This is a genomic window from Martelella alba (genome assembly GCF_006516955.1).
GTDB lineage: Bacteria > Pseudomonadota > Alphaproteobacteria > Rhizobiales > Rhizobiaceae > Martelella > Martelella alba.
In genome coordinates this window covers 135618-148533 of record NZ_VHLG01000008.1, presented here as the reverse complement: position 1 = coordinate 148533, position 12916 = coordinate 135618, and the positions used below count along the sequence as shown (strand labels likewise).

Annotated in this window: 12 protein-coding genes; 9 read left to right on the top strand and 3 right to left on the bottom strand. The window is 57.0% G+C overall.

The genetic code is table 11. The annotated features are described in order from the left end of the window. The first annotated feature begins 50 nt into the window (after positions 1-50). The 3 genes from sufA (at position 51) to FJU08_RS13405 (ending at position 1687) form a co-directional block, all read left to right on the top strand. Positions 51-434: a Fe-S cluster assembly scaffold SufA gene (sufA, locus tag FJU08_RS13415; protein ID WP_141149516.1), complete on the top strand. Its 384-nt coding sequence runs from the start codon at positions 51-53 to the stop codon at positions 432-434. A 180-nt stretch (positions 435-614) separates the two neighbouring features. Continuing rightward, a complete protein-coding gene (locus FJU08_RS13410; protein WP_141149515.1) occupies positions 615-1070 on the top strand; it encodes an Lrp/AsnC family transcriptional regulator in 456 nt (151 codons plus the stop codon). After that, positions 1067-1687 carry a LysE family translocator gene (locus FJU08_RS13405; protein ID WP_328592418.1) on the top strand — a complete coding sequence of 207 codons (621 nt, stop codon included), beginning with the start codon at positions 1067-1069 and terminating at the stop codon, positions 1685-1687. The genes FJU08_RS13410 and FJU08_RS13405 overlap by 4 nt, the downstream gene beginning before the upstream one ends. Before the next feature lie 61 nt (positions 1688-1748). Here the strand turns inward: FJU08_RS13405 and fumC are convergent, their stop codons facing one another. After that, positions 1749-3140, bottom strand: coding sequence for a class II fumarate hydratase (fumC, locus tag FJU08_RS13400; RefSeq protein WP_141149514.1), 1392 nt, complete (start codon positions 3138-3140; stop codon positions 1749-1751). Between the two features lie 540 nt (positions 3141-3680). On the opposite strand from fumC, the gene FJU08_RS13395 reads away from it, so the two are divergent. After that, positions 3681-4346, top strand: a complete 666-nt coding sequence (locus tag FJU08_RS13395) for an aquaporin (RefSeq protein WP_141149513.1) — start codon at positions 3681-3683, stop codon at positions 4344-4346. Positions 4347-4535: 189 nt separating this feature from the next. Further along, entirely contained in the window at positions 4536-6482 is a 1947-nt protein-coding gene (locus tag FJU08_RS13390; RefSeq protein WP_235890690.1) for a L,D-transpeptidase family protein, read from the top strand. A 92-nt stretch (positions 6483-6574) separates the two neighbouring features. Here the strand turns inward: FJU08_RS13390 and gph are convergent, their stop codons facing one another. Together gph and FJU08_RS13380 are read right to left on the bottom strand one after the other, a co-directional pair. Continuing rightward, positions 6575-7243 carry a phosphoglycolate phosphatase gene (gene gph / locus FJU08_RS13385; protein WP_141149512.1) on the bottom strand — a complete coding sequence of 223 codons (669 nt, stop codon included), beginning with the start codon at positions 7241-7243 and terminating at the stop codon, positions 6575-6577. A gap of 275 nt (positions 7244-7518) precedes the next feature. Next, on the bottom strand, positions 7519-8442 hold the full coding sequence (locus tag FJU08_RS13380) for a hypothetical protein (RefSeq protein ID WP_141149511.1): 924 nt from the start codon (positions 8440-8442) through the stop codon (positions 7519-7521). 244 nt (positions 8443-8686) lie between these two features. Between FJU08_RS13380 and FJU08_RS13375 the strand changes: the two genes are divergently transcribed. The 4 genes from FJU08_RS13375 to gor all read left to right on the top strand — a co-directional run bounded on the left by FJU08_RS13375 (position 8687) and on the right by gor (position 12676). After that, positions 8687-9649: a hypothetical protein gene (locus FJU08_RS13375; RefSeq protein ID WP_141149510.1), complete on the top strand. Its 963-nt coding sequence runs from the start codon at positions 8687-8689 to the stop codon at positions 9647-9649. 258 nt (positions 9650-9907) lie between these two features. Continuing rightward, a complete protein-coding gene (gene rpiA, locus FJU08_RS13370) occupies positions 9908-10606 on the top strand; it encodes a ribose-5-phosphate isomerase RpiA (RefSeq protein ID WP_141149509.1) in 699 nt (232 codons plus the stop codon). A 13-nt stretch (positions 10607-10619) separates the two neighbouring features. Continuing rightward, a complete protein-coding gene (locus tag FJU08_RS13365; RefSeq protein WP_141149508.1) occupies positions 10620-11159 on the top strand; it encodes a DUF2059 domain-containing protein in 540 nt (179 codons plus the stop codon). A gap of 128 nt (positions 11160-11287) precedes the next feature. Then, a complete protein-coding gene (gor, locus tag FJU08_RS13360) occupies positions 11288-12676 on the top strand; it encodes a glutathione-disulfide reductase (protein WP_141149507.1) in 1389 nt (462 codons plus the stop codon). Positions 12677-12916 lie beyond the last annotated feature (240 nt).

The following is a 12916-nucleotide window of genomic DNA, read 5'->3' as shown; positions in this document are numbered from 1 at the left end:
CATTGAACCTGGACGCCGGGCCTTGAACCCGGATGTTGAAGGAGAAGAATATGGGCTTTCAGGTCATTACCCTTACAGATGCCGCCGCGGCCCGCGTGCGTGAGATCGTTGCCGCTTCCGGCCCCGATGCCAAGGGCATCCGCGTTTCGATCAAGAAGGGCGGCTGTGCTGGCATGGAATATGAAGTGGCGCTGGTGAGCGAGCCGAACCCGCGCGACGACCTTACCGAGCGCGATGGCGCTTCCGTCTGGGTCGATCCGGCTGCCTCGCTTTATCTGCTCGGTACCGAAATGGATTTCGAAGTCACCAAGCTGAAAACCGGCTTTGTCTTCAACAATCCGAACCAAACATCTGCCTGCGGCTGCGGCGAATCCGTCGAACTCAAGGCCGCCGATCTGGCGGAACTAGCCAAGGCGCGCGAAGCGGCACATTGAGCCTACGTGCCCGCCTGACGTCTGCTCCGAAGTCAGTTTCTTTGATTGTACCGCAAATTCAGCGGTCAGACATATGAAAGACCGCAAAATTTGCGGTCTTTTTGTATTCCACCGACTGAATTTCTTGTCATTGGCGCTGAGGCGTGTCAGTGCTCGTGCCATCGGGTGGAACGGATCATCATGGACCGCACAGACCGCAAGATCATCAACCTGCTTGGCGCCGACGCGCGCCGTTCGCTTGCCGATATCGGGGCGGCGGTCGGTCTGTCGCAATCGGCGGTCAACGAGCGTATTCGCAAGCTGCAGGCGACCGGCGTGATCCGGCGCTTTACCGTCGAGGTCAGTCATCGCGCGCTGGACGAAAGCGTATTGGTCTTCATCCAGCTTCTGCTGGCAGCTGATACCGATGAGGAGGCGTTCCGCAGGGCGATGGCACGCCATCCGGATGTGCTGGAATGTCATCATGTGTCGGGTCGCTGGTCGTATCTTCTGAAACTGCGCTTCGCCGTGCTCGGCGATGTCGAGGCCTTTCTGGGCGAACTCAAAAGGGCTGGCTACATCGCCGCCAGCGAGACAATCATCACGCTCTCCACCGCACGAGAACGTTCATTTCGAGATGATGGAGATCCGTCATGATGCTGATGCCCCTCTTTCTCAAATCCCTGGTCATCGGCCTTGCCATTGCCGCACCGCTCGGGCCGATCGGTACGCTCTGCATCAACCGGACACTCAGGCGCGGATTTTTTGCCGGCTTTTCCGGCGGGTTCGGGACCGCTCTTGCGGATGCCACCTATGGTGCGCTGGCGGCGTTCGGCTTTTCCGCCTTTTCATCCGTGCTGGCGGTGGTTTCCATGCCGCTCGCGGTTGCGGGCGGGGCGTTTTTGATCTTTCTCGGCTGGCGTGATATGCGGCGCAGCGGTGTCGAGGCTGCACCGGACACGGCGGGCAATGATCTCGTCAAGACCTTCGCCACGACCTATCTTCTGACGATTGCCAATCCGGCGACGATCCTGTCCTTTGCCGCGATCTTTGCCGGCTTCGGCCTTGCCGATGTCGGACGCGGCCAGGCGGCACTGGTCGTCGTTTTTGGCATTTTCTGCGGCTCGCTTTTATGGTGGCTGTTTCTGTCCGGCCTCGTCGCCATCGTCCGGCACCGCCTGCCGGAAAGCTTCGCCCACTGGGTCGCGCGCGTCTCCGGCGGCGTTCTGATCGGTTTCGGCATGGTCGCGGTGGCGGCGGCGCTGAAGGTCTGAGACCATGAAAAATCCCGGCCGTTTCCGGCCGGGATCATCATTCCATCAGATGCAGATCCGATCAGTGCGGCGCAATCATCAGCTCCGGACGGACCAGTTCGTCATATTCGGCTTCGGTGACGAGGCCGGTGGCAAGAGCTTCCTCGCGCAGCGTGGTGTTGTTCTTGTGCGCGGTCTTGGCGATCTTGGCGGCAGCGTCGTAGCCGATCTTCGGCGCAAGTGCCGTGACCAGCATCAGCGAGCGTTCCAGACCTGCCTTGATGTTGTCTTCGCGGGCCTTGATGCCAACGACGCAGTTGTCAGTGAAGGAGAGGGCGGCGTCGCCCAAGAGCTGCACCGACTGCAGGAAGTTGTAGGCCATCATCGGATTGTAGACATTGAGCTCGAACTGGCCCTGGCTGCCGGCAAAGGTGAGTGCTGCCTGATTGCCGAAGATATGGGCGCAGACCTGGGTCATGGCTTCGTTCTGGGTCGGGTTGACCTTGCCCGGCATGATCGATGAGCCCGGCTCGTTTTCCGGTAGCGCCAGTTCGCCGAGGCCGGAACGCGGACCCGAGGCAAGATAGCGGATGTCGTTGGCGATCTTGAAGCAGGCGGCTGCAGCGGCGTTGATGGCGCCGTGGGCAAAGACCATGGCGTCGTGAGCGGCAAGTGCCTCAAACTTGTTCGGCGCGGTGACGAAGGGCAGACCGGTGATCTTGGCTGCTTCCTCGGCAACCTTTTCGGCAAAGCCGATCGGGGCGTTCAGGCCGGTGCCGACAGCGGTTCCGCCCTGGGCGAGCTCGTAAAGACCGGTCATCGACAGTTCGATGCGCTTGATAGCGGAGGCAACTTGCGCGGCATAGCCGGAGAATTCCTGTCCCAGCGTCAGCGGCGTGGCGTCCTGGGTGTGGGTGCGGCCGATCTTGATGATCGCTGCGAATTCCTTTTCCTTGGCCGCCAGGGCCTGCTGCAGGTGCTTCAGGTTCGGCAGCAGGTGGTGGGCAATCTGTTCCGCGCAGGCAATATGCATGGCTGTCGGATAGGTGTCGTTCGACGACTGGCTCATATTGACATGGTCATTCGGATGGACCGGCTTCTTCGAACCCATCTCGCCGCCGAGCATTTCGATTGCGCGGTTGGAGATCACCTCATTGGCGTTCATGTTCGACTGGGTGCCCGAACCGGTCTGCCAGACAACGAGCGGAAAATGGTCGTTGAGCTTGCCGTCGATGACTTCCTGGGCGGCGGCAACAATGGCTTCGCCAATCTTCGGATCGAGGCGGCCGAGTGCCATATTGGCGCGGGCGGCCGATTGCTTGACAACACCAAGCGCACGCACGATCGACAACGGCTGCTTTTCCCAGCCGATTTTGAAGTTGCCGAGCGAACGCTGGGCCTGGGCACCCCAGTAGCGATCGCTTGCGACCTCGATCGGGCCAAAGGTGTCGGTTTCGATACGGGTTGAAGTCATGTTTCCTCTACCTCTCTCGGCAATGGCGTTATGCGCCATGCAGTTCATCAAAAATCCGGTCAAATGACGTTGCAACATGCAATCGCGCGCCAACGTGTGATCTGTCAATAATCATGCCGAACTTATTCGGTTTAAGGGATGCAGAAAGCTGGATGAGCGCCCTTCGGCGTTGGCAAGTGCGATCGTTGGCGGCTGGAATCACGTCCCTTGGCGAATTCTGCATCCTGTCATTATGCAATTGTCCGCATTTTGTTGCGTTCTTGCGGACTAATAATTGCCAGGAAACTGCCGGACAGGTCCGGCCGCCAATCCTGCCTGCGCAAGTCAGTCAAACCCTGCGACCTTTTGTCTCCTGAAGGTTCAGAAGCCGCGTTGCGCGCCGCTTCTCCATCACCAAACACAATTTCGTTGCGGAATTCGATTGAGATCAAAGTGAAATGGTGTTGATGTACGTAAATCAAAAATCAGCGTCGAGGCGCTCCGTGCCGGTCTGGTTCTTGATTCGTGTCCGGGGAGGGCATGGCATTTCGGGAGAGTAGTATGAATGAACGTGTAAGTCGCGCGGCGGCCGAATTTGTGGGAACAGCCGCGCTGCTGGCAACGGTGATCGGTTCCGGCATCATGGCGGATACGTTGTCGGTAGGGGCGGCGGGTACGGCATTGTTCGGCAATGTCATCCCGACGGCTGCGATCCTCTACGTTCTGATTCTCGCATTGGGGCCGGTCTCCGGGGCGCATTTCAATCCCGTTGTGACGAGTGTCTTTCTCAAGCGCGGCGAAATCGGCGTTGTCGACGCCACCATCTATGTCGTCATGCAATGCGCTGGTGCCGTGTTTGGCGTCTGGATTGCCCATGCCATGTTCGATCTGTCTCTCCTTCAGGTCTCCGATCATGTCCGTAGCGGCCCGGGCCAGTGGCTCGGCGAATGGGTGGCGACCTTCGGGCTGATGCTCACCATCCTGTGTGTACGCGTCAGCAAACCTGATTCGGTGGCTGCGGCTGTTGCGCTCTATATCGCGTCGGCATGCTGGTTCACAGCCTCGACATCCTTTGCAAATCCGGCTGTTACCTTTGCCCGTGCCTTTTCCGACACCTATGCCGGCATTCGCCCGCAAGATGTTCTGCCCTTCATTCTTTTCCAGTTTTTGGGTGGCTTTGCCGGCCATTATTGCAGCGCGATATTCCTTGCTGCGCGCAAGAGGTGATTAACAGCCTGTTAATTGCACTTGGTTAAGGTCGCCTGAAATACCGTATCCTCCGCCGACAGTCAGGTGTTGTTAAAGTTCAACACAACCCTTGATATGATTGACAGGTAGCAGAAATGTTATTGGAGGCTATTGGTAGGACGGGGTAAGGTGACCCATCATTGTTTCCTTCAACTACGGGGAAGAAAATTGCGCATTAATCTGGCTACTCGCGTATCATCGCTCGCACTGGCGCTTTCCATATCGGCCGCCTTCGTGCCGTCCAGCGCCAACGCCTTGACGCTGATGGACATTATACGCGGGCGCAGCAAGGAGGCCGAACGGCCCGTGGTCAACCCGACCGTTCCGGTAATCACCGAACAGAAAAAGCCGGTCTATACGCCCAAGGTCAAGGTTCCCCAATACTTTACCTACAAGCCGGAGGCGCTGACGCGGGTTGCGATCAAGGATATCCGTGATCCGGTCGTGACGGGATCTATTCCTGCTGATGACCAGATGGTCGGTCCGCAGCCGCAGACCGAGGTTGCGTCGATTTCTGCAGGCTCCCCTGTCGCAAGCGATGCCGCCAATTCGATCGATCAGACGGTTTCCATCTCTGCCGACGATCCGCGTCAGGCCCTGACCACGGCAAAGGTGCGCGCCACCAAAGAGGTGGCCAATGCGCTGGAAGATTATTACAGCAATGGCGGTGCGCTGCTCTGGGTCAAGGACGGCGCGGTTACCGATCAGGCCAAGGCTGTTCTCGATCTCTTCGCGAAGGCGCAGGCGGTTGGTCTTGACCCGGCTGATTATGCCGTTGCCCTGCCGGAGCTTTCCAGTCTGACTGACGATGGCGAGGCCGATAATCAGGCGCTGATGCAGTTTGAACTGGCCCTGTCCGCGCGCGCGCTGGACTATGCATCAGATGCCTATCGCGGCCGGATCATCCCGGACAATATTTCCGACTATCATGATATGGATCGCAAGAAGATCGATTTCGTTGCCAAGCTCGATGCGCTTTCGACGAGTGATGATCAGGCAGCTTTCCTGCTGGAGCAGAACCCGCAGGATGCCCAGTTTGCAGCGCTTCAGAATGAATTGAAAAAGCTGCGCCATGCGGAAGATGGTGTCATGCCGATCGTTTTCGCGCCAGGTACGATGATCTATCCGGGCAAAACGGATGATCAGGTGCCCAAGCTTGTCAAGGCGATCTGGCGCAAGAGCCCGACCGAGTTCCGCAACGACCATGCCGATGTCTTCGCCCAATATGCGGATGAGCCGGTCTATTCGCCCGAGCTTGTTGCGCTGGTGAAGGATTTCCAGACCGCGAATAATCTTTCGCCGGATGGTGTGGTCGGTCCTGCGACTGTCCGCGCGCTTGATGTTGAGACCAATGCGGAAAAAATCGGCAAGGTCGTCGATGCCATGGAGCGCCGCCGCTGGTTGCCGGATGATCTGGGCGCGCGTTACGTCTTCATCAATCAGCCGGCCTTCCGTGTCTATTACCATGATGATCATGGTCAGAATTTCGACATGGGCGTTGTTGTCGGCAGCCCGCGGCATCAGACCAACTTCTTCATGGACAAGATCGAGACGGTCGAATTCAACCCTTACTGGGGCATTCCGCGTTCGATCATCATCAACGAATATCTGCCGAAGCTGCGGGCGAATCCGGCCTATTTCGATCAGATTGGCTATGAAGTCAGCATCGGCGGCAAGCGGATTTCCTCTGCGTCGGTCAACTGGGCGGCCGCGCCGATGGTCGATGTCCGCCAGCCGCCGGGCGAACGCAATGCACTGGGGGATCTGAAGATCCTCTTCCCCAACAGCCATGCAATCTACATGCATGACACGCCGCAGAAGGAATATTTCTCGCGTGACATGCGCGCACTCAGCCATGGTTGCGTGCGTCTGTCTGATCCAAACAAGATGGCCGCTGCCGTTCTTGGCGTTCCGGTGAGTGATGTCGAGGCGAATATTGCCGAGGGCGAGAACCACCAGGTTGATGTGCCGCAGCAGTTCCCGGTCTACCTGACCTATTTCACGGCCTGGCCGGACGCCAATGGTGAGGTCCAGTATTACAACGATGTCTATGACCGCGACATGTATCTCGACCGCGCCCTCAAGGCGACGACGGATGTCCGGGAAACCAGCTGATCTTTCGATCATCTGTGATTAACCGAAAGGCGCGTTCCTTCTGGAGCGTGCCTTTTCGTTTTTCATCCGGCTGAGGCAACGGCCTGAACGTCTCAGCCGATCAGCCTGTTGATCAGATCGACCGTCAGTTCATCATAATGGTCGATGATCCGGTCCGGGCCATATTCCCTGACTGGCTTGTCCGTATAGCCGAAACTGACGGCGATGGTGGCGACGCCCGCTGATTTTGCCGCGCCGATATCGTTGGAACTGTCGCCGATCATGACGCTGTTCTCCTTTGTCGCGCCAGCCTTTTCGATCGTTGCCAGGATGTGGCGGGGATCGGGTTTGCGGTTGGGGAAATCACCGCCGATGATGGTTCTGAAACGGTTCTTCAGTGCGAGGCCGGATAGCAGCCGGTCCGTCAGTTCATCGCGCTTGTTTGTGCATACGGCGAGGTCAAAACCGGCCGCTTCAAGGCGGTCGAGCGCTGCCTCAATGCCGGGATAGGGTTTGCTCTGCCCCGGCATATTGGCGATGTAATGCTCGGTGAAGCGGTTGAAGCAGAGCTCGAACATTTCCGGATCGAGCGGTTTTTGATGAAAGGCAAAAGCGCGCTCAATCATCACGCGGACGCCGCGTCCGACGAGGATATTGACCTGTTCAAGGGAAAAGGGCGGCAGTTCTGCTGCTTCGATGGCGTGGTTGAGGCTTTCGATGAGGTCCGGTGCTGTGTCGACCAGCGTTCCGTCAAGGTCGAAGATGACCAGTGTCGATGGCATTGTGTCTCCTTTTTGCTCCGGCTTTTCGGCAAAATGCCGCTAAATTGTCTGAAGCCGAGGATATCGCCTGAAATATCGGCGAGGGAAGTGCTTGCGGCAGCGAATTTCAGCAAGAAAATTCCTTCCGCAGGACGTATCTACCGGCGGGTGCCTCCGCGACAGCATTCTCTCTAGCGCGGTCTTTGTTGAGACGTTGTGGCCTGGATCAAACGGCGCAGGCAAAATCTGCCATCATGAAAATGGCGGGCGACGTCGTGGCGGATCTGGATGCTTGATCACAGGCGAAGGACCCGGAAAAAAGCATTGAGCATATGCGCCAGCTTCTTGTTTCGGCGGGAGCGTTTCTTCTGTTCAGGGGAGTGCGGCGGTTCATGTGTGATTGGCCCCCAATGGTTCACCATTGCGCAGTCAATGAAAAGCCGCCCGCCGCGTTCCCGGACCGCCGCGTTGAAAGGCACATGCTCGCATATTTCACGGCCGTCTGCGGCAAGGCCTCTATAGCGGAGACCGCGGATGGTGGTGAAGCGATAGATTCCCAGGCCGCCGAAGGCGCTCCACACTTCCACAAGACCCTTGTCGCGCGGCAATTGTAAGGTGTTGTCTGTGACGAAGCGTTTGTAGGCTTCTTCCCTGCTCATGTCTGCGGGGCGTCGTCTTATCCGTTCCCATATGTCATATGGGCAGTATTCCGGATGCCTGAGGGCCCAGAGGTCATAGTAGAAGCCGGGCTGATTGGGGAATAGGCCTGCCCAGCTGTGGTCGTCGCTCTTGATGCGCTGGGCGATGTAATCGATATCGAGCTCTGCATTGACGTCATCGAGATCGAGCTGGAGATAATAGGCGTTTTCCGGGTTCGTAACCGTTTTCTCCGCGAGGTTCATCAGGCGGTTGCGCAGATGGGCGACCCGGTCCGAGCGTTTCCAGTAACGTGCATCGACAAGGGGGTAGGTCTTGAAGATGCAATTCTGTTGCACCTGTGCGAATTGCGTGAGAATGCGCCTGGTGTCATCGACGGAACTGTTTTCCAGGAAAATGAAATGTGACCGGGCAAACTGCGCCGACAGGGCAGTGAGCTTGGGTAGCAGGGTCACAAGGGAATGTGCACAGTCGCGGGCCAGTCCGGCGATCACCAGTTCCTGCGGCCTGTCCTGAGTGATCGGTGGGGTTTCCGGTGGCTCCTGCAAAGCTTGATTCGGCAAGCCTGCTCTCCTTCATGGCTGAAAAATGCGCCTTGTACTGTGACACAAAGGAACGGCTGGCCGATTTGTCTAGTATATTATAATTATAATTTCGATAATTAAATCATTTCGAATTATTTCATGATGAAAATAAATATAAATATAATTATAAATTATACTTTTAAAAAATAATCGAAATATATTTTTGACTGATGTTTTGTAGAAATATAATTAAAAAAATAACACCTATGAATATTCATATTTCATGGGTGTTGTTTCGAAAATCGAAATTGTACTAGAGGCTAGATTGCTCGAAAAGGTCTGTAAACAACGAGGGTTTCAGGATTCGATCCATGTCGGCAGAGGGCAGGAGCTTGTTATCGCCGGACTGGCCCGGGATTGCGCGCATTCGCTGACTTCGCTCCTGCCGAAGCTCACTGCGTTGGCCGCGCGGTTTGAGCGATCGCACTTCATTTTCCTGGAAAACAGTTCCGTCGATGACACGAAGCGCATTCTCACGCAATTCGCACAGGTGCAACAGAATTGCATCTTCAAGAGCTTTCGTCTCATTGAGGTGCGGCATTGGAAACGATGCGACCGGCTTGCTTTTCTGCGGAATCACCTTGTTTCGCTGGCGGAAGAGGCTGTCGCGGCACCGGAGAAAGCCTACTACCTGCTGCTTGATCTCGACAATGTGAATTCAGAGATCGACATTGACTACCTCACGCATCTGATTGAGACCGATGACGGCAGCTGGGCCGGTCTGTTTGCCAATCAGCCCGATGCCTATTACGATTTATGGGCTCTGAGGCATCCCCTCATCTGCCCGACCGATGTCTGGAAGAAACGGGCTTCGTCGCTGCCGGGAAAAGGAAACAAGCATGCTGCCTTATCGAGCATCGATAGCATATGTTTCTCTCTGCCCCGTGATCATGGGCGTCTCGAAGTTGAAAGTGCTTTCGGGGGGCTGGGGTTGTACCGCTTGTCGGCAATCCGCGGCTGCCGATATATCGGCATGGATGAGGATAATGACCAGATCTGCGAGCATGTGGCCTTCAACAAAATGATCTGCGCAAATGGTGGCCGGCTGTTTGTCGACAGCGCATTGGTCAATCACAACAGCCTGGCCGAGCATGCGCCACCGCACACAGGCAGACAGCGCCGAACGCTGCGCTGGCGCAGGAAATATATGCGATTGTTGCGTATCGTCTACAGGCTCATTGCGTGATATCGGACTGTTTTTCTGCAATTGGTGATCGGATTCCTGCCATTTTGGCAGAAAACGTAAATCTCCTGCTTTCAGGCGACCTATACGGCCGCTCGCAGGTGGTGCTATGTCACCAGTCTTGCGGGCGGGAGGCACCTTCGTCAGGCCTTCGCTCTTGTCTGGAAGATAAGAGATCAATGGGAATTGGTGCAAAGGGTCTTTTGTTTGTCGTTCTTGGCGTGTACTAAGCCAGATACGAAAAAGAGGAGCACTGGACGCATGGACGCGCGTCAGTTGAAAGTGAAAGCTGCTGAAACGGCCCTTGGCTATGTCGAGAACGGGATGCGGCTTGGTATCGGGACGGGAAGTACCGCACGGGAATTCGTCGCCCTGCTTGGTGAAAAGGTTGCCGAAGGTTTTGAGATCATCGGTGTGCCGACCTCCGAGAGTACGGCGCGGCAGTGCCTGGAGCTCGGAATTCCGCTCAAGTCGCTTGATGAAGTGCTTGAGCTTGATCTGACCATTGATGGCGCCGATGAAATTGACCCGGCGCTGACCCTTATCAAGGGTGGCGGCGGTGCGCTTTTGCGCGAGAAGATCGTTGCTTCCTCTTCGCATCGCATGATTGTCATTGCCGACGAAACCAAGGTCGTTGAGACGCTGGGCGCCTTTCCGCTGCCGATCGAAATCAATCCCTTCGGCTCGGGTGCGACTCGCCTCGCCATCGAGAAAGCTGCGACGCGACTCGGCCTTTCTGGAGGCATGGATCTGCGTCGTTCCGGTGACGGGGTCTTCATGACTGATGGCGGACATTACATTCTTGATGCATCTTTTGGCCGCATTCCCGATGCACAGGCATTGTCCGATGCCTTGCACGCCATTCCGGGCGTGGTGGAGCATGGGCTTTTTATCAATATTGCAACGCTGGCCATTGTCGCGGGAGCGGATGGCGTGCGCACACTCGAAGCAAGCCAGTAACAGGAGTTTTTGAATGCTTGTCAAAGCGAAGGTCGGTCGTTCCATCGCGGTTGCTGTTGCCGCTCTCGGCATTGGTTTTTGCTCGGTCGCCTCCGCCCAGGAGGTTTCGCCGGAGCAGTTGCAGGCCGCACGTGGCGCGCTTGATGCGCTCGGCATCACCGAACAGTTCAATTCGATTTTGCCGGATCAGGCCGGGCTTGTGGAGGCACAGTTGCTGCAGGTCTATCCGAACTATGCCGATGAGATTGATGATGTCGTGACCAATGTGGCGGTTTCGCTTGCCTCGCGACGCAACGATCTGGAGCAGGAAGCAGCCCAGATCTATGCCAAGGTCTTTACGGTTGACGAATTGAAGCAGCTGACCGCCTTCTACGCTTCCGATGTTGGCAAGAAGTTCATTCAGTATGGCCCGATCGCCTCGCGCGAGCTCTCTCAGGCTGGCGATACCTGGGCGCAGGGCATTGCCCGTGATCTCAACCAGCAGGCCATGGCCGAGCTGACCAAAAAGATCGGCTCTGCCGGCGGTGCACCGGCGCCTGAACCCGCGAATTAATCGGTCCCCGAAAGGGTTGACTGTCATTTGTCATGTAAAGCCCGGCTTGCCGGGCTTTATTTTTGCGCGGCCAATCGCCATATGGCGGAAGACCTATTGATTGATGCATTGCAGCAAGGAGCGGATGGATGGACACCTATGACTATGACCTGTTTGTGATTGGCGGCGGTTCCGGTGGTGTCAGGGCCGGCCGGCTTGCCGCCTCAATGGGCAAAAAGGTCGCGATCGCCGAGGAATATCGCTTTGGCGGCACCTGTGTCATCCGCGGCTGCGTGCCGAAAAAGCTGTTCGTCTATGCCTCGCAATATCCCGAGCATTTTGAGGATGCGAAAGGCTATGGCTGGAATGTCGGCGAAAGCCGCTTTGACTGGTCAAGCCTGATGGCGGCGAAGGATAAGGAAATCGCCCGCCTTGAAGGGCTTTATCGCAAGGGTCTTGAAAATAACGGCGCCGATATTCTGGAAACGCGGGCCGTTCTGACAGGACCGCACACAGTCAAGCTGGTCGCCACCGGGCGCGAGGTGACCGCTGAAAAGATCCTGATTGCCGTTGGCGGTGCGCCGAACCATCATGGCGAATTGCCGGGGGCTGAATTCGCCATCTCCTCCAACGAGGCCTTCCATCTCGCGCAGCTGCCGGAAAAGATCGTGATTGCTGGCGGTGGTTATATCGCGGTCGAGTTTGCCAACATCTTCCATGGGCTGGGTGTCGAGACGACGCTGATCTATCGCGGAGAGGAAATTCTGCGCGGATTTGATATGGATCTTCGGTCTGCACTGCATGAGGCGATGGAAGAAAAAGGGATCCGCATCATCCTCGAAGACGTGATCACCGGTATTTCCAAGGCCGAAGATGGCACGTTGCATGCGCAGACCGGCAAGAATGGCACGCTTGAGGCGGGGCAGGTCATGCTGGCACTGGGGCGTTTGCCCAATACGACCGGACTCGGCCTTGAGGCCGCTGGCGTTGCCGTGAATGACAAGGGTGCCATTCTGGTCGACGACTATTCGCGCACCAATGTACCGGGCATTTTCGCGCTGGGCGATGTCACCGATCGGATCCAGCTGACGCCGGTGGCGATCCATGAGGCGATGTGTTTCATCGAGACGGAATACAAGGACAATCCGACCATTCCGGATCATGATCTCATCGCGACAGCGGTGTTTTCCCAGCCGGAAATCGGCACGGTTGGTCTGCCCGAGGATGCGGCGGCGAAGAAATATGATGAGCTTGAAGTCTATCTCGCCAAGTTCCGGCCGATGAAGGCGACGCTTTCCGGGCGTTCCGAACGCACGGTGATGAAGCTGATCGTCAATGCGGCGGACCGCAAGGTCGTGGGTGCGCATATTCTGGGGCATGATGCCGGTGAGATGGCGCAGCTGCTTGGCATTGTGCTGAAGAGCGGCGCCACCAAGGATGATTTCGACCGTACCATGGCCGTTCATCCGACCGCGTCGGAAGAGCTGGTGACGATGTACAGCCCGAGCTATCGGGTGAAGAATGGCGTACGCGTCTGAAGAGCGCCGCGCCGTCAAGACGCAGCAGCCGGGCGATCAGCCCGGCTGTGAGCGTGAGTTCGCGCCATTCGGGCGCTTCCAGCGGGTCGGCAAAGGGCGGGCGGCATCGCTCCGGCCGCGGCGGGGTTGCGGCAAGCCAGTCGTAAAGCATAATGATCTCCTGACCTTGTCTTCTGGATGACACAAAGCTAGGCGCTCCGGGGTCTGCGCTGTAGTGGTCTTCGATGAAAGGCGCTTTTC